This is a genomic window from Mycobacterium sp. NTMscope_MAC_269 (genome assembly GCF_976985695.1).
Window position 1 is genome coordinate 3207891 of record NZ_OZ335668.1, and the last position, 21649, is coordinate 3229539.

A 21649-nucleotide genomic window follows, 5' to 3' on the forward strand; every position below is an offset into this window, starting at 1 on the left:
CAATAGGGTGAACTGCGATGAGGCCGTATTACGTCACCACCGCAATCACCTACCCGAATGGCGATCCGCACATCGGGCACGCGTACGAATACATCGCGACCGACGCGATCGCCCGGTTCAAGCGGCTCGACGGGTTCGATGTGCGGTTTCTGACCGGCACCGACGAACACGGCCTCAAGATGGTCGAGACGGCGGCCGCCGAGGGCATCGCTACGGCCGAGCTGGCCCGGCGCAACTCCGATGTGTTCCAGCGCCTGCAGGAGCGCCTGAACATCTCCTTCGACCGGTTCATTCGCACCACCGACGCCGACCACCACGAGGCCTCCAAAGAGATCTGGCGTCGGATGGCCGCCGCCGGCGACATCTACCTGGACACCTACTCGGGCTGGTACTCGGTGCGCGACGAACGGTTTTTCGTCGAATCGGAAACCCGGCTCCTTGACGACGGGACCCGGGCGGCCGTGGAGACCGGCGCCCCGGTGACCTGGACCGAGGAACAGACCTACTTCTTCCGGCTCTCGGCGTATGCCGACAAGCTGCTGGCCCACTATGAGGCGAACCCGGACTTCATCGCGCCCGAGGTCCGTCGCAACGAGGTCGTCAGTTTCGTGGCGGGCGGCCTGCGCGACCTGTCCATCTCGCGCACCTCGTTCGACTGGGGCGTGCACGTGCCCGAGCATCCCGACCATGTGATGTACGTCTGGGTCGACGCGCTGACCAACTACCTGACCGGGGTCGGCTACCCCGACACCGACGCGGAGATGTTCCGCCGCTACTGGCCGGCCGACCTCCACATGATTGGCAAGGACATCATCCGGTTTCACACCGTGTACTGGCCGGCGTTTCTGATGTCGGCCGGAATCGAGCTGCCGCGAAGGGTTTTCGCGCACGGATTCCTGCTCAACCGCGGCGAGAAGATGAGCAAGTCGGTGGGCAACGTCGTCGACCCGGTGGCCCTGATCGAGGAGTTCGGGGTGGATCAGGTGCGTTATTTCCTGTTACGCGAAGTTCCGTTCGGCCAGGACGGCAGCTTCAGCGAAGAGGCCATCATCACCCGGATCAACGCCGATCTGGCCAATGAGCTGGGCAATCTGGCCCAGCGGTCATTGTCGATGATCGCCAAGAACCTCGACGGCGTGCTGCCCGAACCCGGTGAGTTCAGTGCCGCCGATGCCGAACTCCTGGCGACGGCCGACGGTCTGTTGGAACGCCTGCGGGACAATTTCGAATCACAGGCGATGCACTTGGCACTCGAGGCGATCTGGCTGATGCTCGGCGACGCCAACAGGTACTTCTCGGCGCAACAGCCATGGGTGTTGCGCAAGAGTGAGTCCGAGGCCGATCAGCAACGGTTCCGCACGGTCTTGTACGTCACCTGCGAGGCGGTTCGCATCGCCGCGCTGCTGGTCCAGCCCGTCATGCCCGAATCCGCCGGCGCGCTGCTCGATCTCCTCGGGCAGGCGCACGACCAGCGGACGTTCGCCGCGGTCGGCGCGCGGCTGGAGCCCGGCACGGCGCTGCCGCCCCCGGCGGGTGTGTTCCCCCGCTACCAGGTGGACTAGCTACCCGCGAGGCGCACCCGAACGGTGACGCGCCCGTCGGCGCTTCGGTGCGCGATCGCGTGTCCGGCCCGTTCGGCTCCGTCGAGCGTCAGCGACATCGGGGCGCCGTCGCCGACGAAGTTGCGCCACCACGTCTTGGCGTCGGGCATGTTCGCGGCGATCTCGATGTCGTCGCCGCGGCGGCGGTAGGCCACCGGAATCGAAAAGGTGCGCCCTGAACGTCGACCCGTGTAGGTGACGAGCGTGATGCTGCGCCGGATGCCGGCGCCCAAGCGCGGCGAGGCCGCGATCGCCGCGACCGGTGCGTTCAAGAGCGGTGCCGCGCGCATCAACAGGCGCCCGATGTTTTTGCCCATGGTCATCGTTTCGCTACCCCTTTTCGGTGTCTTGCGTGTCAGGTCGCCAGCGCCAGGCACAACGCCGCGACGGCGAGGCCCTGCAAAACGGCCCGAGCGGTGATCACCCGGTCCCAGTTACGTTGCAGCACCCGAGCATTGGTCGGCAGCTCGGGCCGGGCGACCCCGGCGACGAGTTGGCGATTGATCGGCGCGCTCACTCGCAGGTAGAGCAGCAACCACACCAGCAGCAGGCTGACGGAGGCGCCGGCAGCGCCGGCTTGCGCCCAGCGCCCTGACATCGCGGCCGACACCGCGCAGATCGCCGCCGCCACCAGACCGATCACCCCCGCCACCGGCATCCGGCGGTCGCCGTAGCGGTGGATGTTGCCCGTCACCGCGAGCAGAGCCGGGTCGTCGATGTGGGCCAGCGCGGGTCGTTGCACCACCGCGCAGAACACGTCGGTGCCGTAGACGACGGCCGTGCCAAGCACCGCAATGGCGGCGAACAGCGTGGTGATCATGAGGCGCACTCCATCGTTTCCGGCGGGAGTTAGCAATGCTAACCCTGGATATCCGCCGTGTCAATAGCGTCGCTAGACTTTATATCGGCGCTAGCATCAGCTGATGGCCATCGAAGACCGCCGCGCGCGCGAACGCGCCGCCCGCCGCCGGCTGATCACCGCGACCGCGCGCAAGCTGGCCGAGCAGGAGGGCTGGGACGCCGTCACCACGCGTCGGCTGTCCACCGAGATCGAATACAGCCAGCCGGTGCTCTACAAACACTTTTCGGGCATGGAAGACATCACCGCCTCGGTGGCCATCGAGGGGTTCGGCGAACTCGCGGACGCGCTTCGCACCGCCCGGGGCGGTGCGACCGACGGCCGGGCCGTCCTGGCGCGAGTCGCCCACGCGTTCATCGCGTTCGCGCGCGACAATCCCGCGCTCTTCGACGCGATGTTCACCCGGGCGACGACGCTGCCGTTCGCCGCCCCAGACACCCCGGACGAGCTGACCGAGGCCTTCGCCGAACTGCGCGCGGCGGTGGACCTGGTGGCGGGCGCGCGGGACGCCGACACGCTGACCGAGGTGGTGTGGGCCGCCCTGCACGGCCTGGTCAGCCTCGACCGCAGCGCCCGGTTACGCCCGGACCATCACGCGGCCCGCGTCGACATCCTGATCAACGGGTTATGCGGCGACGCCAACGAGTGAGCGGCCCGCTCATAGCCCAACGACCGGCGGTTGGAAAACCCCGACAATTCGGTTGCGAACCAAGCGAGTTCAACGACATCGGCAAATCCGTCGGGCAAAGCCCCCAACCTATCCTCTGCTATAGCCCATAATCGGGCTGTGGAACGACGCCAGAACCGGCAACAGAGCCAATCGCCGATGACGACCTTGAAGGAGCTACCCGCACTGGTGGTGCTGGAACGCATTCCGGTTCCGGTGCTGGCCATCGGCGACGACGGCAGTATTTTGTTCGCCAACACCGCGTTTGCCGACATGATGGGCTACGAGCCGGAGGAAACCCTGTCGCTGCGGTTCGAACAGATCTTCCATCAGGCCCCGGCGTCGGAATCGCTGCTGGCGACTGTCCATGCTCTCGCGAACATGGTCGTCGAGCTGGCGCACAAGGACGGCTCGGTCGTGCGCGCGATGATGAGCAAGTCCGCGGTGCGACGGGTGGATGACCAGTTCGCCCTCGCCGCGTTCCAGGATCTGACCGAACAGCTCTGGGAGGAAGCGCGCTAGCGGGCGCCCTCAGCGCCGATCGGCAGATTCAAATTCTATCGGCGCCGCCATGATTCGCGCCTGACGCGCCACACGATCACCCCTGCCCCGACGATCGCCACGGCGACCCACCCCGCGCCGAACCACCACAGCCAGTCGAGATCCGAATGGCCTGCGGATCCCGCGGCGGCCGCACCGGCGGGCAACGGCGGATGATCGACGGTCACCGGATCTTGGCCGGGCACCGACACCACCGCAACGCCTTTGAGCCGCTGCCAGTGCTTGTTGTCGTCGCCCTTGAGCCACCTGATCAGCTCGTCAAGTTGTCCGGGCGCCCCGTTGGACGTCGCGATCAGCAGCGTGCGGCCGTGGTTGAAAACGGTTTGGAGAGAGGCGAATCGCAGCACCGGATCCAACGTGAGCTTGACGGGCTTGTCGCCGGACCCGACGGCGTTGACGGTGATCGGACCGCTGGGCCCCGCGGCCACCGGGAGCGTCACATCGGACTGATTCCACCCGTCGGCCGAAATCAGCAGTGCGGGATTGGACGAATCGATCGCTTGCTTCACGCCGGTGACGGTGGTCTCGATCGGCATCGAGCTCATTCGCTGCAGGCCCACCATGATGTCGAGCGCGCGCACCGTGTCGATCAACGAATGCTCCGCGATGCCCACCTGCACACGGGGCATCAGTGTCTGCGGCACCGACTGAAGGCCGTCCGGCATCGGCGGGGTGGCGGTGCTGCTCTGAATTGTGCTGTCGCCGTTGATGTTCAACGTGAGTAGCTGGTTCCCGGGCCCGGCGGTGTAAAAGTCTCCGCAATGTCCGACGTTACTCGCGACGTCGAGCACCAACTCGATGTTGGTGTAGCGCTGCAGTAGCCGATCCGGCACGTCGATCCAGCGGTCGATGCTGCCATGGCCATCGGTCGGCCAGTGGTCGATGGTCTCGGGACCGATCGTGACGGCGATCCGGCCGGCGATATTGTTCGGCGTCGGCGTATAGGAGCCCTGCAGATGCACCCGGACCCCGTGGATGGACCTGCCGAATCGGGTCTGGTCCACCCCGATCGACACCCGCGGTTGCAAGGACGTCGCATTGATGAACGGGCGCCCGAGTTCGCGGAACGTCGCGGTGTCCCCCGCTAGCTGCACTTTGGGCTTCAGCGATTCCACCGCGGCCCTCGAGGAGAAGGCGAGCTCTGACAGGTCGCTGAACAGTACGGCCGTGTTCGATTCGTCTGTTTGACCCAGCGGCCCGGAGACCAGGAGCCACGGCACACCGGCCGCGCCCTGAAGGGAAAGGCCGTTATCCGGGCCCTCTTTGACGACGATTTGGCGTTCCAACGGCTGCGGCGGCGCCGGCGGTGCCGACTGTCCCTCCTGCAACGGGACCACGACGATCTCGGGAGCCTGCTTGCCGTAATGCGACGCCGTGGAGGTGGCTAGTCGGATTGCCGTGTCGGACTCCGCCGTTGACGGCGACTGAGGCAAATAGATGGTCAGCCTTCGCAGCACCGGCGGCAGGAAATGAGCCACGGTGGTGGGCGGCAGCTCGGCCCCGGTGTAGGTGACCGTTCCGTTGCCCAGCCGAAGCGGGCTCTCCGGGTACAAGCAATATCCGTCCAGCGGCACCAAGTAGGTCCGCAGCGTCACGCTCAGAAAGTTGTCGATGACCTCCGCTCCGGTCAGCGGGATGACGATCGGCGCCTGATCGGTGGTAGGCAGGTTCACCCGCGCGATGGTGCGATCGCCTTGTGTCACGGTGATCAACCCCGACCGCAGATTGATCGGTAGTTCGACGGTGGCGTTCAGAGCAGTCGGGGTGAGTCCGTGCAACACCGGCAGAGTCAGCGGCACGTTGTTGGTCAGGCCCCAGAACTCCAAGGTGGAGGAAGACCCGAGATCAGCCAACGTCAACGTCGTCGTCGAGTCCGTCGCGACGACCGGATCGCCGGGTGCGGCCCATGATGCCGGCGGAGCATTCATCACCAAGAAACCGACGACACCGGCGAGTGCAATTGCTCGGCCGAGAGCTTTCCGGAACATCACCGGAACAGTATGCATTGTTGAAAGCGCTTCAACCCCAATAACGCAAACGCCGTTGCGGCGGCCGCGAAAAGGTGTCCCGCAACATCTCTCACCGAAAGCTAATCGGTTTCCGCCTCCTCGGCGGCTTCATCGCGGGGAGCGGCGGCCGCGGTATGCCTCATTACCTCGCGCCGCAGGAATTGCTGGAAGTAGGGCAGCGACGCTTCGGCGACAATGCCGGGCAGCAGGAGTTCCCATATCTGATGCAACCGGGCAAAGGGGTCGCCGATGACGTCGCCGATCCTGCCGTGGCTGGATATCGATGTCGCTATCAACCGCGTTCCGGATATGGTGCCCACGATCGACGCGCTGAGCACGTCGGCGTCGACGTCGCTGCGGAGGTCGCCTTCCTTGGCGGCCCGGCGCGCCTCCTGGGCCGTCTCCAACACCAAGTTGACATAGAAACGGGACGCGGCCTCGTTGAATCCGCTTAACGCCGTGGCCAATTGCGCGGCCGCCCGGGCCATTTTGTCGGAGCTCAAGACGTCGACGATGGTGAATGAGCCGTGCACGATGTTCTCCAGCCCCGGCGACGACGACTTGCAGACATTTCGATAGGCGCCGAGAAGCGTGTCGGAGCCCTCTTCGATGATGTTCGAGGCCAGCGATTCTTTGGAATCAAAGTGGTGATAGAGCGCGCCTTTGGTCATTCCCGTCCGCTCGATGATCGTGCTCCATCCCGCGGCCGCGTACCCGACTTCGCCGAACACTTCGATCGCGGCGTCGAGAATCTTCTGCCGAGTGGCTTCAGAGCGAACCTGGCGCGGCATTGCCGCTGCACCTCCCGAATCTTGTGGCGCCCGCGGATCGCTCATCCGAGTTCGCTTCGCCCGCACGCACGCTGACGGTATCGGCCGCCGCTGCGGCGATCCGGTAGCGCGACCTGGCTTCGCTGTTACTGCGGGTCGGCATCATCTGAACTGGTGTTGACGGCGAGCATCGCACGCCGCCTGAGGAATTGGCGGAAATAGTCGACGCGATCCGGTTGCAGAATCCCGGTGAGCAGCAAGGTCCAGCACTTCTCCAGGTCGCCCAGGAAGCGCTCGGGGTCGTCCAGGTTGCTGGTCTTTCGCAGTCCCATGTGCAGCGAAACCATCATGCGGCCGATGTCCTGCGGGTCACACTGCTCGTTGATGTCGCCCTCGACCTTGGCTTGCTCGGCGATGCGCGCCAGGTTCCTGATCCAGCGGTCGAACAACTTGGCCTGGCTTCCGTCGGGCAGACCGACCGACTCCATCAGGTTCAGCCCGGACCTGACGAGGTCAATCTTGATGTCCCGGATGGCGATCAGATACGAGAAGTCGATGAGCGTCTCGAGGCCCGAGAGCCCGCGCGTCAGCAGGTCACGCACGCCGGCAGCGCCGTCCTCGACCTGGCTTTCGATGATGGCGACCGCCAACGCGTGCTTCGACTTGAAGTGGAAGTACATCGCGCCCTTGGTCAGTTCGGCCTCGGCGAGGATGTCGTCGAGACCGACGTCGTGGTAGGGCCGCCGGGCGAACTGATGCGACGCGGCCCGCAGAATCTGTTGGCGGGTCGCGTCCGCGCGTCCATCAGTCGAGTGGGTCGTCATCGCAATCGAAAACTCAGTTCCCCACGGCCGCAGTCGCGGCGCAGGCCTTAAGGCCGAAGCTGGGGCCGCGGGCGGTGTCACCCGCACTGATGTCGAACGACGCCTTGCTCAAGCAGGGCACACACACCTCGGTTCTTCAGCGATTGGGAACGAACGCGCTCAGCCGCGTCGCTCAAGATTTCTAGCCCACTTCTGAGGTTAGCAGTCATACGGCTGTCCCGGTTGACGCTCGTGTAAATACTTGAGGTTTACATCACAGCGTGTTGTCAAACCTATAGTATGTTTTATACGCTATTGTGCGTACGTCAGTCTGATTAGGCCCCCGGACCGTCTCGACCGTCCGTATCGCACGAAGGAGAAAGCACATGTCCCCTCTCACCACGCCTTATTCGGGCCGCGTGGTGGGAGGGGGCATGGGCGCCGTGCGCACCGCCTCGCCGGCCCTGGCGTCCAACCGCCCCGGTCGGCCGGGTCTAAAGGCTTTTAGTGGGGGTCTAATGACCCGTCAGCCTCAAAACGGTTCTTTTTCATACTTTCAGTATGGCTTCGGGCAGTTTGATGACCTCGGAGCATGCCACATGAGCGCCATGGCCGCGGCCGTGGCGCGTTCGCGCGAGGGGCGGGCCCAGAAGTGATCGATTTCGGAGCGCTTCCCCCGGAGATCAACTCCACCCGGATGTACGCGGGTCCCGGACCCCTCTCGCTTACGGCCGCCGCGGTGGCTTGGGATGCGCTGGCCGCCGAACTGCACGCCGCGTCGAGTTGCTACCGCACGGTGATCGCCGGCTTGACCACGGGCCGTTGGCTGGGGCCCTCTTCGCTAGCCATGGCCTCCGCCTACGCGCCTTACATGGCGTGGATGGCCGGGGCCGGCGCGCGGGCCGCCGAGACGGCAGGTCAGGCCAGGCTCGCCGTGGAGGTCTACGAGGCGGCCTTCGCGATGACCGTGCCCCCGCCGGCGGTCGCCGCCAACCGGGCCCAGCTGGCGATGCTGGTCGCGACCAACTTCCTCGGCCAGAACACCGCCGCCATCGCGGCCACCGAAGCCGAATACGGCGAGATGTGGGCGCAGGATGCCGCGGCGATGTACGAGTACGCGGCGGGCTCGGCCGCTGCGTGTGACGTGACACCCTTCGCCCCGGCGCCGAACGTGACCAACGAGAGCGGAACGGCCCAGCAGGCCGCCGCGGTCGAGAAGGCCACCTCGGAAACCGAGCAGGCGAACCTGGCGAATGTGGTCTCCAAGGTCCCCAACACGCTGCACCAGCTGTCCTCGCCGATGAAAACCGGGACCACACTGCTCGCCGATACCGGCGTCGACCTCGGTAGCGGCGCCGGCGATATCGCTGGAACCGCGGGCTCCGGGACAACCGACGCGGCCACGTCGTCACTCATGACGGGCCTCGCGTCCGGTATCCCCGGTGCCATCCCCAGCGCCTTCTCGGCGGCGGCGACCCCCCTGTACGGAATGTCTTCCGTCCTCGGCATCGCCCAGACCGCGCAGGGCTTGGCAAAAGCCGCCGGCGACGGAGTCATGGCCGCGGCGTCCGGGGCGGCCAATGCGGCAAGTTCGGGTGCGGGAGCGCTGGGATCGATCGGATCGATCGGATCCGGCATCTTCGGCAGCCTCGGCAAGGCGGCCGCGCTGGGGCCGCTGGCGGTGCCGGCGAGCTGGACCAGCATCATTCCCGCCGCCCACAGCGCCGCGTCGGCGTTGCCCGCCATCAACCTTGCGGGCGCGAATGTGCCGCCCAGCGTCATGGGCTCGCTGCCCCGCCTCGCGGCCGCCTCCGGCAAGAACCTCGGCCCCCGATACGGCGTGATCCCGACCGTGATGACACGCCCGCTTTCCGCCGGATACGCGTAGGCCACTTCATGAGCGGACAGGTTTTGCAGGCCCGGTGCAGGAGAAGGAGCGGAAAGTGAAGTACACGCCCACCAAAGTCGCCGGGGTGACCATCATCGACTTCGAACTCAACTACGACCATCGCGGTTTTTCCTCACGTTCGTTCTCGGCTCGCGACTTCGCCAACCACGGCCTGGATTTCGAGGTCGCGCAGACGAATATCTACTTCAACTACACCCGCGGCACCGTGCGCGGCCTGTACCGCCGGATGCCCCCACACGCCGAGGCCAAGCTGCTGCGCTGCACCCGCGGCACCATCGCCGCGGTCGCCGTCGACGTCCGCCCCGACTCGCTGACCTACGGCGACCACGTGATGGTGCAGCTGAACGCCGACGACCAACGCACGGTGTTCTTGCCCCCGTACGTCGCCCACGGCTTCCAGACGCAGGTCGACGACACCGAGGTCACCTATCACGTCAGCGGCCAGTGCGCGATGGCCGACGAGCAGGGGATCCGCTGGGACGACCCCGAATTCGGGATCTCCTGGCCGCTGCCGGTCACGGTGATCTCCGAGCAAGACGCGAGCTGGCCCTCGCGCAAACCCAGGTTGGCACCAGTGGAGCAGGTGGCGTCATGCGTCAGTCAGTGATCATTCCGAACACGGTGGATGTCGTGCAGCCCAGCTGGCGGCAGCTCAAGGCCTGGCCGGCGGGCACGTCCGCGCTGCATCGCAGCGAGGCCGCCGGTGCGCCCATCATCGCGCCGGCCACGCCTTCGGCTGCTGCGAATCCGGTATCGCGCTGGCAAAGCCGTTATTCGCAGAGTCTGCGCCTCAGCGACTCGGTGATCGTCTTCGCGTCGGTGATGCTCGCCCAGTACGTCCGCTTCGGTGAAATCGCGAACACTTCGGGTTACTCGGACCCGACCATGACGCTGTTCTCCTTCCTGTTCACGGCGCTGTGGCTGTCGGCCCTCGCGGTATTCCAAACGCGCTCAACGCGAATCATCGGTGCGGGGATCGAGGAGTACCGTCGGATCGGCACCGCGTCGTTCTGGACATTCGGGATCATCGCCATGGTGACGTTGCTCGCCAAGGTCGACCTGGCGCGCGGCTACCTGGCGATCGCGCTCCCCGTCGGCACCCTGGGATTGCTGGCCAGCCGCAGCGTGTGGCGAAAGCACATCTGCCACAAACGAGTCCAGGGTGAATGCCAGACCCGCGTTTTGGCGATCGGAGACCGGCAGTCGGTCACGCACCTCGCACACGAACTGGCCCGCAACCCGGTGGCCGGATGCGTCGTGGTCGGCGTCTGCATCCCCGGTTACGGGCCGGCGCGCGGCAACACCCTGACGATCGGCGGCCGTCAGGTCCCGATCCTCGGCGACCAAACCCAGGTGGCGACCGCGATCGCCAGCTGCGGCGCGGACACCGTGGCGGTGACGCAAACGGACCACTTTGGGATGCACGGGATCAGGGAGCTGCTGTGGCAGCTGGAGACGCTCGACGTCGACCTGGTGGTGTCACCCGGCGTCATGGACGTCACCGAGGCGCGGTTGACCCTGCGCCTGACCGGCGGCCTGCCGCTGCTGCACGTCGACAAGCCGCAATACGAAGGGGCGCACCGCTTTCAGAAGCAGGCCTTCGACTTCATGTTCTCGTTGGGGGCGCTGGTCGCCACAGCACCGCTGCTGATCGCCGCTGCCATCGCCATCAAGCTGACCAGCAAGGGCCCCGTCTTCTACTCGTCGGAACGTATCGGCACTGACGGAAAGCCCTTCACGATGCTGAAGTTCCGCACGATGGTCGACGGCGCGGACACCCAACTCGAACACCTGCTGGCCGTCAATGAAGGCGCCGGCGGCATGCTCTTCAAGATGCGCCAGGACCCCCGGGTCACCCCCATCGGCAGGATCCTTCGCCGGTACAGCATCGATGAGCTCCCGCAATTCATCAACGTCCTCAAGGGAGACATGAGCGTCGTGGGACCGCGGCCCCCGTTGCGCCGCGAGGTCGACAACTACGACGGCGAGGTCAAGCGGCGCCTGCTGGTCAAGCCGGGCGTCAGCGGGCTGTGGCAGGTGAGCGGCCGGTCGGACCTCTCCTGGGAAGAGTCGGTGCGGCTGGATCTGTCATACGTCGACAACTGGTCGATGTCGGGTGATCTGATGATCGTCGCCAAGACGGTGAAAGCGGTCTTGACAAGCCACGGAGCCTACTAGGCTCGCGAGCCATGACTGAGCCAACGGCACCCGCCGCGGTGGTGCCCTCGGTGCCGCTCGCGCGGATGGCTCACGCGTTCTCGATCCAGCTGATCTGCCGGGCGCTGGGGATGCTCGCGTCCGTGGTGTCAGTGGCGATGACCGCGCGGTACCTGGGTCCCGGGCGCTACGGGCAGCTCACCATCGCGGTGGCGTTCGTCGCGATGTGGACCAGCTTCGCCGATCTGGGCATCGCCACGGTCATCGTGCGACGGGTCACCTCCGGCCGCGGCGAACTCGAACGCCTGGTGCGCATCAACAGCGGCCTGGCCCTTCTCTACTGCGGCCCCCTGGCGGTGCTGGCAGCCGGGTCGGGGCTGCTCGTCTATCACGACACCCAGGTGCGAGTGATGCTCGTAGTGCTGTCGGGCGGGCTCCTGCTGCAGACCATGACGACACGATTCGAACCGGTATTCCTTGCGACCGTCCGGTTCTCCGCAGTGGCCATCTCCGACGTCGCCGCCCGGGTCAGCACGCTGGGCATGGTGGCCTGGCTGGTCACGGCGCACTCGGACGTCATCTGGTTCGCGGTCGCACAACTGATCCCACCCGCGGTGCAGCTGCTGATCCAGGGGGCCGCTGCGATGCGGCACATCTCGGTGCGGCCGCTGTTCGCCCCGCGGGAAGCCGCCGACCTGTTGCGGGAAAGCTTGCCGCTGATCGGATTCATGATCGTCGGGCTCCTGTACTGCCGCGCCGACGGCGTGATCCTGTCCCTGCTGAGCACCCACTCCGAGGTGGGCGTGTACGGCCTGGCCCTTACGATCTCGTTCAACACGATCGTGGTCTCGCTGATCTTCCACAAGTCGACGCTGTCGACGGCCACCGAACTGTTCTCGCGTGACGTCGCGGCCTTCGCCCGTTTTTTGCGCCGCAGCGTCGAATTGATGTACTTCGTGGCGGTCCCGATCGCCGTTGTGGGTGTACTGCTGGCCGGACCGCTGATTGGGCTGTTCGGCAAGAGCGCGTTCATCGAACGCGGGACGCCCACCCTGGCGTTGCTGTTTGTCGCGGTGGCCCTGCGGTTCGTCGGCGGCACGCTGGGCCAGGGTTTGGTGGCTTCCCATCATCAACAAGTCCTGCTCTGGTTGACCGTGGCGACACTCGCGCTCAACGTCGCGCTCAACGTCGCCCTGGCGGGGCGCTTCGGTGCCGTCGGCCCCGGCGTGGCGCTGGTGTGCACGGAACTGTTCAACATGGCGATCTCCAGCTGGTGGCTGCGTCGTCGCTGCGGTTACCGCACACCCGTGCTGTTCGTGCTGCGTCTGCTGATCCCGACGGGAGCGAGTGTCGTTGTGACACTCCTACTCTCGGGTCACCACGTAATCCTGGTACTGGTCGCGGCGGCCGCTGCCTACCTGGCCACCAGCGCGACCTTCGGCCCGATCAGCTGGTCGACCCTGACCTCTCTGCGGGACTCGCTGCGCGAGAAGCAGCCGGCGGCATGAGCCGTGAAACGGACCGGGCATATCTGAAGCGCCCCGTCGGCGACACGGCCGGCTTGCCGTCGGCGTGCGCGCTGGCCGTGCTGATCGTGAGCCAACGCACCGACGAGTCGCTCGAGGCCTGCCTCGACAGCGTCGCCGAGCATCTACCCGGGCTGCCGATTCACGTCTATGACCGCAGCGGCGCGGGACACGCGGAACTTAGCACGAAATACCCCGCGGTTCAGTGGTTTCCGGGCTGCACGAGCGTCAGCTTCGCGGCGGCCTGCAACACCCTGGTGGAGCACATGCCCGCCGATGTCGACCTATTGCTGCTGGACCCCCGGGCCCGCGTGCTGGGGCCGCTGAACCGCACCCGAGAGTTGCTTCGGCAGCCCCGGGTGGCCGCGGTTTCACCGCTCGCACGCGACGCCGCCGCACCGGACACGGCGCCGTGGGACATCGCCGCCCGACGCCACACCGTCACCCGGGAGCTGACCGCGGCCGCCGGCCGCTCCGGCGCGCTGTGCCGCACGCCACCCGCACGGCGGTATTCTCACCAGCCTCCCGAATCACGAAGCATCGACGGCGATTTGGCTCCGGTCTGTCTGGCGATCAGCCGCGCGGCATGGAACACGATCGGCGGCTTCGACGAGGAGTACTTCGGCTACGGTGAGGCCGCCGACTGGCAGGCGCGGGCCCGCGCGGCCGGCTGGCGCATTCTGCTGGCCGACGAACTCGGCGTCGAGCGCCGCGATCCCGTCAGCGACGATGGCCCCCGCCAGCGCCGCAATCGGGACTTGGCGCGCACCAACACCGCGCTGTTGCTCGAACATCAGAAGAGCGTCCACCACGCGGACGTATACCTGGCCGGCACAGCCGCGCTGCAGCGCCTGCGGCGGCCGAAGCACACGCGTCGGCGTACGGACCTGCCGTCGATCGTCATCGCCACCAACCGCCTGGTCTACGGGGGAGCTGAGCGGCAAAAGGCGCTCTTGGCAACGGAATTGGACCGGCGCGGATACTCGGTCACCATCGTCTGCGTGCAGCGGTTCGGCCCGCTGATCGCCGAAATTCCAGACACGGTGCGGGTCATCCGCCAACCGTGGTGGGCGCCGATGGTCGACATCGCCGCGGGACCGGCGGTGCTGATCACCGGCGACACCAACACCGAGACCGGATTCGGCACGCTGTGGCGTGCGGCAGGCAAGGGCCGTCGCTGGTTGGTCGCACCGCACGTTCCACCGGAGGAGGACCGGCCGATCTACTCATGGCCGCTGACCGCCGCAATGCACCGTGCGGATGGATTCATCGTTTTGGCACAACGGCATTGGGACATGTTGACCAAACAGCATCGGCTCGGGGGACGGTACTTTGTCGCACCCAACGGTGTCGCCGACATCGGGGAGCCGAGCCCGCGGCGTCGCAGCGCCGGCGAACCGCTGCACCTGGTCATGCTCTCGCGCATCGTCGAGCACAAGAACCCGCACCTGCTGATCGAGGCACTGGGCGGCCTGGCCGAGATGCCATGGAGATTATCGATTTTCGGTGACGGGCCGGACCGGGAAAGGCTGCAGGCGCGCACCCCCGCGGGGTTGGGTGATCGTGTCCAGTGGCGTGGATGGTCGGCCGGGCCGGGTCCCGCACTGGCCGACGCGGACCTGTTGTGCGTTCCCAGCCGCTCCGAGGCCTTCCCGGTGGTGATCCTCGAGGCGATGGCCCGGGCGGTGCCGGTCGCGGCGTCGGCGATTTGCGCGGTCCCGGAGATGCTGGATTTCGGGGGCGCGGGTTTCCTCGTCGAGCCCGTGTCCGTATCGGGATGGCGAGAACACTTGGCCCGGATCATGGCGGACCCCGACGCGCTGACCGCGGTGGGACATCGCGGTTACGAGCGCATGCGCAAGCACTTCACGGTGGAGGCGATGGCCGATGCCTACCTGGGCGCGATAGGGGCGGTGATGTGAATTCGCCTCGGGTGCTGTGGCTTTCGCCGTGGACGCGGCCGGCGGTACGGGTGCAGGCGGAAGCGCTGCTGCGCCACGGCGCCGACGTGCTGTTGGTCACCTCCGATCAGCACCCGGAGTCCGACGCCGCGCGCGATTACGAGTTGGTGCTCGACCCCCGGTTTCGCACGGCCGCGACCTGGCTGCCGACCCTGAGCGCCTGGCGCCGCGTCCGCCGCTTCCGGCCTGATGTCGTGATCGCCGAACTGGTGCGGGATCCACGTTGGATCGCGTTGGCCGGGCGGACTCCGCGCATCCAGGTAGTGCACGACGACCAGCCGCACGACCCCCACGAACTGACGCCGGCTTACGAACGCGCCGTATTCGACCGCTGGGCCGCGCATTCGGCCGCCACCATCACCTACAGCGACTACGTCGCTGCCGCCGTCTCCGCGCGCCGCGATGTCGCCGGTACGCCCGTGCATGTCGTGCCATTGGCCAGCGACCTCGATCTCGACCGCGTTCCGCCGTTCGTGGGGCCCGAGCGGCGCCGCGATTTCGTCATGTTCGGCCGGCTCAACCCCTACAAGAACGTCGATGTCGTGCTGGCGGCCTGGCAGCGTCATGTGGTCGGCGGCGGCTGGCGCGGCGACAACCTGGTGCTCGTCGGCGGCGGGTCGCTGGACGCCGAAGCCCTGCCCAAACACACGCGCTGGCGCAACGGCAGCTTCCGCTACGCCGACGTCATCCCGACGCTCGCCGCCGCCAAAGGGTCGCTCGCCCACTATCGGCGCGCCTCACAGAGCGGCGTGCAATCGCTTTCGATGCAGCTGGGCGTCATGCCGATCGTGTCGACCGCCGGCGCCCTGCCCGAATACCAGCCGCCGGGTCTGGCCCCGGTCGGCGTCGACGACGTCGCCGGGCTCGCCGCCGCATTCGACCTCCTGGCTGATCCGGTGACCGCGGCGCAGCTCGGGGCCGACGCGGCGCGCCACTACGCGCAACGTTGCGCCGTTGATCTTGTCGCCGTGCGCATTTTGGACGTCATCGCCGAGGTGCTGGATCGCCGACGATGACGGGATGCTCAGGCGAGTGCCCGCCAGAACGTCTCCAGCCACCCGGTGAGCTCGCGGGCCCGGCCCAGCGCGTCGGGTGGGGCCGATCGGGACCGCGTCGCCGCGATGGCCGCCGGCAGCTCCGCTGTTTCTCGGACCACCGTCGCCAGCCCGGCGCCCTCCATCTTCTCGGCGAACGGCAGCTGGTGTTCATCGACGTGCTCCCCGCGCGACGACCGACGCGGCACCAACACGGGGTGTTTTCCTTGCTCGATGCACAGCAGTGTCGATCCGGCACCGGCGTGGGTGATGGCGACGGAAGCACGCCGGATCTGCGTGCAGACGTCCCCGAAGGACAGGAAACGCTCGAACGGGGCGTGGCGCGGTTCGAATGCGCAGGTTCCGAGCTGCACGAAAAAGTCCTCCCCCACCGCGCCCGTGCGCGCCAGCTCGTCCACCGCGCGCGCCAGCCGGTCGAAGGGATGGACCTCCATCCCCATGATCACGAAGATCACACGATCCTCCCGTGATACTCGGTGCCCGGAATCCGGTCGGCCAACTCGGGCCACTGCACAAGAAAGCGGGAAGCGAACGGCTTCACCATGCGGGCGGTGAGCGAGAGCTCGGTGATGCGGGTGACGGATTCGACGAACACGGCGGGAATCCGCAGCAGCCAGGCCAGCCAGAGAAACGGTGCGGCGACGCCCGATCCGGTCGTCAGGATCATGGTCGGGCGATGACGGATCAAGAGCCGCAGCGCCAGCACCAGGTTGCGCAACAGGTTGGGCACGTTACGCACCGTCGGGTGCGCGGCCCAGTAAACCTCCTGCTCCTCGCGCAGCAGATAACGCGCGTCGGCGGTCCCGAAGCTCACCCAGAACCGATCCTTGTCCCGCCAGAACTCCCGCAGGCAGAACATCTCGTAAATGTGCCCGCCGGAGGACGCGATGAGGAGCAGCCGGGCCATGTCTCCCCCCTCCCCGATGTTCGGTGTCGTGCTCTGCGGCGGCCGGCGGCATGGCCGCGACCGCGTTGAAAAGACTATCCGCCGTGGCCGCTGCCGCGTTGGCAACACCAAAGAGATCGACGAGATTTCGCGATGATGATCCGACCGGATGCTAACGTCCACCTTGTTGGCGGGCCGTACACGTTGCCGATGCGGCACTCGGAGTGAGTAAAGGCGCGGACGATGATTCGAACGGCCATAGTCGGCCTGGGAAAGATGGGTCTTTCGCACCTCGCGATCCTTCGTACGCACCCGGACCTCGACGTGGTCGGTGTGTGTGACTCCGCCGGCTATGTGCGCGACATCCTGGCCAAATACACCGGTCTGGATTGCTACGACGATTTCGATCGGATGCTGACGCAGACGAAGGCCGACGCGGTTGTCGTCGCCGTTCCGTCGCGGCTGCACGCGCCGATGGTCGAAAAGGCCCTTGCCCGAGGCACACACGTCTTCTGCGAGAAGCCATTCGTGCTCGATGTCCGGGACGGGGAACGCCTGGTGGCACTGGCGGAGAGCAATCAGCTCGTCACACAGGTCGGCTATCACTGCCGCTTCATCGGCGCCTTCCAAGAGGCGGCACGAATCGTCGCGTCGGGTGCTCTCGGGCAGGTCCACCACGTGCGCGCCGAGGCGTACGGCCCGGTCGTCCTGCGCCCGAAAGGAAGCACGTGGCGCGGCGTGAAAGCCGAAGGCGGTGGCGCCCTCTACGACTACGCCTGCCACGCCATCGATTTGATGAACCTCATCGCCGGCGCGCCCCACTCGGTCGACGGAGTCGTCCGCCACAGCGTTTTCTCGCGCGACGTCGACGACGAGGTCTACTGCACGATGCGCTACCACAACGGCGCCAGTGGCCAATTGTGCGTGAACTGGAGCGACGAGAGCTTCCGCAAGATGTCGACGAAGGTCTCGGTGTGGGGATCCAGTGGCCGCGTCGTCGCCGATCGACAGGAATGCCAGATCTACCTTCGCGAAACACACCCTGGGCTGCCCGATTTGGGGGCGGGATGGACGATCCGGTACACGAGTGATCTCACCGACGAGGTCTGGTATTACCTTCGGGGTGAGGAGTATTCGGCGCAGATCGACTATTTCGCGGAAAGCATCAAGAACAACCGGGTGAACGGCGAAAACACATTTCGCTCTGCGCTCGATGTCGATCGCGTGGTCGACATGATCACCGGTGCCGCAGTCAGCGCGGTCCCCCTGCCGCCACAGGCGGCCGGGAATGGTTCCCCGCGCGGCTCGTTGCGGCGCGAGATCGTCGCGCGCATCAAAAAACTGGCCACCCCGAGGGCATCGTGACCATGGACCGTGTGCTTTTCGGCGACAACCAATTCTTCGGCGTCAACCACATGTCCGAGGAGAAAGCGCGCGCGCAGGCGATACGGTTTCAACACCTCCCGCCCGTGCTCGCGACGCTGGACGACGCGTACCAGGAAGGCATCCGCACGTTCGTCTGCACGACGCACGACCGCGTCGGCGAAATCTGCGATCATTTCCGCGCCAACCAAACCCGATACCCTGACTACATCTTCTACCCGTGCATGCCCTACGCCCACAAGTACGCCAACGCCGTGACCGAGTTCGGCATGGTCGAGGCACTCCGGAAGTTCCTGCCCGACGACGGAGCCGTCAGGTCGATGTTCAAGGGCGGTGTCGCCATCGCCAGCAAGGACATCGAGCCGATCATGCAGCTGCTGGTCGACGCCGAGATGAAGATGTTCACCGGACTGTCCACGCCGGTCATCTTCATCCAAAACGTAGTTACCGATCTGCTTCTCGGTCTGGGGATGAACGAGGGCTTCCGGTTTTTCTCCGACCACGTGAAGCACAAGTACGGTGCCGAGCCGGGCTTCATCACCATGAATCTCCCCCGCCTCCTCGATGCCCTCGACGGGCAGGGGATCGAAAATCCGATCGTGTGCGCGAATTTCAACAAGATCGGCTTCCGGATGTGTGGCGGCATCGAGCTGTACGAAAGGACAATCCGCGAGCGCCATTGCCGACTGATCGCGATGTCGGTACTCGCCTCGGGTGCGATCCCGCCCCGTGAGGCCATTGATTATGTCTGCAGCCAGCCCCAGATCCATTCGATCGTGTTCGGCGCGTCCAGCCGCGCGAACATCCGGCAGACAAAGTCTTTGATCGACGAGCTGTGGCAGGTCCCGACCTGAACCCCGCACCGCCGTTATCGTGAATCCCTTGCAGTACAGTCGGTTCGAGCTTTAGCCAGACGCTCCGCGAGCCGCACACCCAGCGCGATCCCGAGGAGCGTCGGGTTGGCCTGACTCGACGTCGGCAACACCGAGGTGCTCGCAACGTACAATCCGCGGATGCCGTGGACTTGCAGGTGCGGGTCTACGACGCCGCCTTCCGGCGAGGCCGACATCCGGGTGGTTCCCGCCTGGTGGAAACCGGTGCGCTTCTTCATGTACGCACGGACCGTGGCCTCGACATCGTCGGTCAGCCACTCCACGTATCCCACACCGTGGCGGCGAAGGTGTTCGTCGATGGCGACGATGGCCTTGCGCACACTGGCGTAATCGGCGTCGGAGAAGTGCATGCGGGTGCGAATCCTCCTCATGCCGAGGGCATCTCGCTCGCCGGTCAGTTCGACTCGACTCTCCCGGTGCGGAAGGTGCTCGCCGTGGTACTGGAGCAGGTAACGATTGTCGGCGCTCCTCACGAAGAACCCGGGCGCCTTGCGGCCCCTTCGGACGAACCGCGCGTAGCAGAACGCGATGGCGAACCGGAGGGAACCGAACAGGTTCCGCACCACATTGCCCAAGTGCGCCAGGATGCGTGGCGAACCGTCCGTCTTTGTGTGCGCCTCGCGGATCGCCCCCGCAAGCAGGAACCGGCCGATCGGCGAGATCAGCGTCAGGTAAACACCGGACAGGATCCCACTGCCGTGACTCGGGTCGCTGATCGGCGGATTCACCAGCCAGATTGCGGCGTTGGGCATCCCGGCTTCGCGCAACATTCTTGGATCGAAGGTGAAGCGCCGGCGAACATACACCCCTTGCTTGTCCCGCTCGTATCCGTGGATGACCTCATCGGTGGTGAATTGCACACGCGCGACCCTGCCCTCGACGTGCGCCATGTACCACCGCCCCAGGTGCCCGCCCGCGTTCCCCAACCCCCCGGGGTGATGGCGATCCGAGGCCAGCAGCAGACGGGTGGCCTCCAGGCCGCCGGTCGCGATGACGTAGTCCGTCGCAACCACCCTCCCCTCGTCACCATTGAGGGCCTTGACCACCAGGTGATCGACGGAGTCACCGCCCGCTGTCGTCACGATTTCGGTGCAGGTGAGGCCGGTCCACACCGTGAGAAGGGAAGCTTTGCGCAACGCCGTGCGGTACTGACGCCCGAAACGGGTTGGTAGCGCCCAGCGTTCGAGATCGGTCGTGCGCACGTCGCCGTCGGGCAGCCCCCCGACCAAGTCGCGCTCCGCAATCTCGGGGACGTCGCGCGCGTTGAAGGCCGCGCGGCCGCACACCGCCCAGTCACAGGCCCGCTGGAGATACGGCGCGACATCGTCGTATCCGATGGGCCAGGGCGCCTGCGCGGTAATGGGTCGGTCCTCGAAATCGACGGGGTCGAATCGGAGGCAGCGTCCCCCCCAGAGCGCTGAGGTTCCGCCGACCTGCCGGCGGACGGTCAGCGCGCTACGCGCATGGAAGTAGTCGTCGTGCCGCGAGTCGAAGAGCGCAAGCGCTTGCGCCGCCCGGTCGTTGCGCTCCAGACCACTTTCGATGAGCACCACCTGCACGCCGGAACCGACGAGTTCCAGCGCGGTCGCGATGCCGATCGGGCCGGCCCCGATGACCACCACATCCGTCTCGATCGTCATGCCGTGGGCGAAGTCCTTCATGTCGCGAATCACGCGGCCGAGCCCTCTCGGAACTCGTCAACGAGGGCGAGGAACCGCGTCACGGTCTCGGCATCGGGTGGCGACGACACGGCGTTCGCGGCTTCGGTGACCCGTTCGGGCCTCGTGGTGCTGTAAAGCATTGCGCGGCAGCCTATTGCTGCGGCCGACGACGCGAGGATCAGCCCGGGCAGCACGCCGCGGGCCAACGGATCGGTCTGCAGGGCTTCGCGCCAGCGCGCCGCCAGCCCCGGGACTGTGCGCAGGGCGCCCGAGAGCCTGCGGTACGGCACGTCGAGGACGCCGAATGCGATATCGGCCGGTCGCGGCGAAGGATTGAGCAGATCGCTGCGCAGCTGGCTGACTCCCCGCGGCGCGAACGCCCCGACGAAGTCGGCCTCGAGGCCCTCGTCCTGCGAGACGCCCCAGGCGCGAATTTTCCCCTGTCGGCTTGCGCGCTCGAAGAATTCGCGGAGTTCGTCGCTTGCCACCGTGTCCTGAGGCCTTGGCGCATGGACGAAAAGGAGGTCGACGTAGTCGACGCCGAGCGCCGCCAGGCTCTCGTCGAGGCTGCGTGCCGCGACGGCCGCGTCGTACACCCGGCCGGTCGCCGCCGGTGCCTGCTGCCGCTTGACGATACGGCGCAGCGCGGGCGCCCTTTTCAGCACCGCCCGCGCTGGCGCCTGAAATCTGGCCAGCCGCCGCGCCGCGCCGCCGACGTCGATGCCGAACTTGGTGGCGATGGTCACGCTGTCGCGGTCGACCGTGCGCAGGAAGACGCCCAGCTCCGCCTCGGCCATCCCCAGCCCGTACATCCGTGCGGTGTCGAAGTGGGTGATGCCGCCGTCCACGGCGCCGGCCAGCACGGACATCCGTTCCTTCCGGGACGGCGTCTGCATCAGCGCGCCGCATCCGAAACCGAGTGCGCTGACCGCCAATTGCGGCCCCTGA

At 66.5% G+C, this 21649-nt stretch carries 20 protein-coding genes; 11 read left to right on the forward strand and 9 right to left on the reverse strand.

What is annotated here, in order from left to right:
- Positions 1 to 17 precede the first annotated feature (17 nt).
- A complete protein-coding gene (metG, locus tag ACZ50Z_RS14820) occupies positions 18 to 1562 on the forward strand; it encodes a methionine--tRNA ligase (protein ID WP_464484231.1) in 1545 nt (514 codons plus the stop codon).
- Here metG and ACZ50Z_RS14825 read toward each other — a convergent pair.
- Positions 1559 to 1924 (reverse strand): PNPOx family protein, encoded by a 366-nt coding sequence (locus ACZ50Z_RS14825; RefSeq protein WP_464484232.1) that lies wholly within the window; start codon positions 1922 to 1924, stop codon positions 1559 to 1561. The genes metG and ACZ50Z_RS14825 overlap by 4 nt on opposite strands.
- Positions 1925 to 1956: 32 nt before the next feature.
- A complete protein-coding gene (locus ACZ50Z_RS14830; protein ID WP_464484233.1) occupies positions 1957 to 2430 on the reverse strand; it encodes a DUF1772 domain-containing protein in 474 nt (157 codons plus the stop codon).
- 94 nt (positions 2431 to 2524) lie between these two features.
- Between ACZ50Z_RS14830 and ACZ50Z_RS14835 the strand changes: the two genes are divergently transcribed.
- A complete protein-coding gene (locus ACZ50Z_RS14835; protein ID WP_464484234.1) occupies positions 2525 to 3109 on the forward strand; it encodes a TetR/AcrR family transcriptional regulator in 585 nt (194 codons plus the stop codon).
- Positions 3110 to 3286: 177 nt separating this feature from the next.
- On the forward strand, positions 3287 to 3649 hold the full coding sequence (locus tag ACZ50Z_RS14840; RefSeq protein WP_008254177.1) for a PAS domain S-box protein: 363 nt from the start codon (positions 3287 to 3289) through the stop codon (positions 3647 to 3649).
- A gap of 35 nt (positions 3650 to 3684) precedes the next feature.
- Here ACZ50Z_RS14840 and ACZ50Z_RS14845 read toward each other — a convergent pair whose 3' ends face one another.
- From ACZ50Z_RS14845 to ACZ50Z_RS14855, 3 genes are all read right to left on the reverse strand, one after another.
- Positions 3685 to 5694: a hypothetical protein gene (locus tag ACZ50Z_RS14845; protein WP_464484235.1), complete on the reverse strand. Its 2010-nt coding sequence runs from the start codon at positions 5692 to 5694 to the stop codon at positions 3685 to 3687.
- Positions 5695 to 5777: 83 nt separating this feature from the next.
- Complete coding sequence (locus tag ACZ50Z_RS14850; protein WP_464484236.1) at positions 5778 to 6488, reverse strand: TetR family transcriptional regulator; 711 nt, start codon at positions 6486 to 6488, stop codon at positions 5778 to 5780.
- Positions 6489 to 6613: 125 nt separating this feature from the next.
- Positions 6614 to 7291: a TetR family transcriptional regulator gene (locus ACZ50Z_RS14855; RefSeq protein WP_464484237.1), complete on the reverse strand. Its 678-nt coding sequence runs from the start codon at positions 7289 to 7291 to the stop codon at positions 6614 to 6616.
- Positions 7292 to 7922: 631 nt separating this feature from the next.
- On the opposite strand from ACZ50Z_RS14855, the gene ACZ50Z_RS14860 reads away from it, so the two are divergent.
- The 6 genes from ACZ50Z_RS14860 to ACZ50Z_RS14885 are packed head-to-tail and all read left to right on the forward strand — an operon-like array spanning position 7923 to position 15839.
- Positions 7923 to 9158, forward strand: coding sequence for a PPE family protein (locus ACZ50Z_RS14860; RefSeq protein WP_464484238.1), 1236 nt, complete (start codon positions 7923 to 7925; stop codon positions 9156 to 9158).
- 55 nt (positions 9159 to 9213) lie between these two features.
- A complete protein-coding gene (locus ACZ50Z_RS14865) occupies positions 9214 to 9786 on the forward strand; it encodes a dTDP-4-dehydrorhamnose 3,5-epimerase family protein (protein WP_464484239.1) in 573 nt (190 codons plus the stop codon).
- Entirely contained in the window at positions 9771 to 11357 is a 1587-nt protein-coding gene (locus ACZ50Z_RS14870) for a sugar transferase (protein ID WP_464484240.1), read from the forward strand. Before ACZ50Z_RS14865 ends, ACZ50Z_RS14870 begins: the two co-directional genes overlap by 16 nt.
- Before the next feature lie 11 nt (positions 11358 to 11368).
- Positions 11369 to 12844, forward strand: a complete 1476-nt coding sequence (locus ACZ50Z_RS14875; RefSeq protein WP_464484241.1) for a flippase — start codon at positions 11369 to 11371, stop codon at positions 12842 to 12844.
- Complete coding sequence (locus ACZ50Z_RS14880) at positions 12841 to 14784, forward strand: glycosyltransferase (RefSeq protein WP_464484242.1); 1944 nt, start codon at positions 12841 to 12843, stop codon at positions 14782 to 14784. The genes ACZ50Z_RS14875 and ACZ50Z_RS14880 overlap by 4 nt, the downstream gene beginning before the upstream one ends.
- Positions 14785 to 14795: 11 nt before the next feature.
- Positions 14796 to 15839 carry a glycosyltransferase family 4 protein gene (locus tag ACZ50Z_RS14885; protein ID WP_464486245.1) on the forward strand — a complete coding sequence of 348 codons (1044 nt, stop codon included), beginning with the start codon at positions 14796 to 14798 and terminating at the stop codon, positions 15837 to 15839.
- Positions 15840 to 15847: 8 nt separating this feature from the next.
- Here ACZ50Z_RS14885 and ACZ50Z_RS14890 read toward each other — a convergent pair whose 3' ends face one another.
- Both ACZ50Z_RS14890 and ACZ50Z_RS14895 read right to left on the reverse strand, forming a co-directional pair.
- Complete coding sequence (locus ACZ50Z_RS14890) at positions 15848 to 16333, reverse strand: glycosyltransferase (RefSeq protein ID WP_464484243.1); 486 nt, start codon at positions 16331 to 16333, stop codon at positions 15848 to 15850.
- Complete coding sequence (locus ACZ50Z_RS14895; protein ID WP_464484244.1) at positions 16330 to 16785, reverse strand: UDP-N-acetylglucosamine--LPS N-acetylglucosamine transferase; 456 nt, start codon at positions 16783 to 16785, stop codon at positions 16330 to 16332. The genes ACZ50Z_RS14890 and ACZ50Z_RS14895 overlap by 4 nt, the downstream gene beginning before the upstream one ends.
- A gap of 222 nt (positions 16786 to 17007) precedes the next feature.
- Between ACZ50Z_RS14895 and ACZ50Z_RS14900 the strand changes: the two genes are divergently transcribed.
- Entirely contained in the window at positions 17008 to 18129 is a 1122-nt protein-coding gene (locus ACZ50Z_RS14900; protein WP_464484245.1) for a Gfo/Idh/MocA family protein, read from the forward strand.
- Positions 18126 to 19001 carry a hypothetical protein gene (locus ACZ50Z_RS14905; RefSeq protein ID WP_464484246.1) on the forward strand — a complete coding sequence of 292 codons (876 nt, stop codon included), beginning with the start codon at positions 18126 to 18128 and terminating at the stop codon, positions 18999 to 19001. The genes ACZ50Z_RS14900 and ACZ50Z_RS14905 overlap by 4 nt, the downstream gene beginning before the upstream one ends.
- Before the next feature lie 14 nt (positions 19002 to 19015).
- Here the strand turns inward: ACZ50Z_RS14905 and ACZ50Z_RS14910 are convergent, their stop codons facing one another.
- Together ACZ50Z_RS14910 and ACZ50Z_RS14915 are read right to left on the reverse strand one after the other, a co-directional pair.
- Positions 19016 to 20701 carry a GMC oxidoreductase gene (locus ACZ50Z_RS14910; RefSeq protein WP_464486246.1) on the reverse strand — a complete coding sequence of 562 codons (1686 nt, stop codon included), beginning with the start codon at positions 20699 to 20701 and terminating at the stop codon, positions 19016 to 19018.
- An 8-nt stretch (positions 20702 to 20709) separates the two neighbouring features.
- Positions 20710 to 21636, reverse strand: coding sequence for an aldo/keto reductase (locus tag ACZ50Z_RS14915; RefSeq protein WP_464484247.1), 927 nt, complete (start codon positions 21634 to 21636; stop codon positions 20710 to 20712).
- Between the last annotated feature and the right edge of the window lie 13 nt (positions 21637 to 21649).

Excerpts from the sequence above, each read along its gene's own strand:
- ACZ50Z_RS14835 (WP_464484234.1), top strand. The coding sequence starts at position 2,525 with ATGGCCATCGAAGACCGCCGCGCGCGCGAACGCGCCGCCCGCCGCCGG.
- ACZ50Z_RS14880 (WP_464484242.1), top strand. The coding sequence starts at position 12,841 with ATGAGCCGTGAAACGGACCGGGCATATCTGAAGCGCCCCGTCGGCGAC.
- ACZ50Z_RS14900 (WP_464484245.1), top strand. The coding sequence starts at position 17,008 with ATGATTCGAACGGCCATAGTCGGCCTGGGAAAGATGGGTCTTTCGCAC.
- ACZ50Z_RS14855 (WP_464484237.1), bottom strand. The coding sequence starts at position 7,291 with ATGACGACCCACTCGACTGATGGACGCGCGGACGCGACCCGCCAACAG.
- metG (WP_464484231.1), top strand. The coding sequence starts at position 18 with ATGAGGCCGTATTACGTCACCACCGCAATCACCTACCCGAATGGCGAT.
- ACZ50Z_RS14845 (WP_464484235.1), bottom strand. The coding sequence starts at position 5,694 with ATGCATACTGTTCCGGTGATGTTCCGGAAAGCTCTCGGCCGAGCAATT.
- ACZ50Z_RS14850 (WP_464484236.1), bottom strand. The coding sequence starts at position 6,488 with ATGCCGCGCCAGGTTCGCTCTGAAGCCACTCGGCAGAAGATTCTCGAC.
- ACZ50Z_RS14895 (WP_464484244.1), bottom strand. The coding sequence starts at position 16,785 with ATGGCCCGGCTGCTCCTCATCGCGTCCTCCGGCGGGCACATTTACGAG.
- ACZ50Z_RS14875 (WP_464484241.1), top strand. The coding sequence starts at position 11,369 with ATGACTGAGCCAACGGCACCCGCCGCGGTGGTGCCCTCGGTGCCGCTC.
- ACZ50Z_RS14870 (WP_464484240.1), top strand. The coding sequence starts at position 9,771 with ATGCGTCAGTCAGTGATCATTCCGAACACGGTGGATGTCGTGCAGCCC.
- ACZ50Z_RS14910 (WP_464486246.1), bottom strand. The coding sequence starts at position 20,701 with ATGAAGGACTTCGCCCACGGCATGACGATCGAGACGGATGTGGTGGTC.
- ACZ50Z_RS14825 (WP_464484232.1), bottom strand. The coding sequence starts at position 1,924 with ATGACCATGGGCAAAAACATCGGGCGCCTGTTGATGCGCGCGGCACCG.
- ACZ50Z_RS14840 (WP_008254177.1), top strand. The coding sequence starts at position 3,287 with ATGACGACCTTGAAGGAGCTACCCGCACTGGTGGTGCTGGAACGCATT.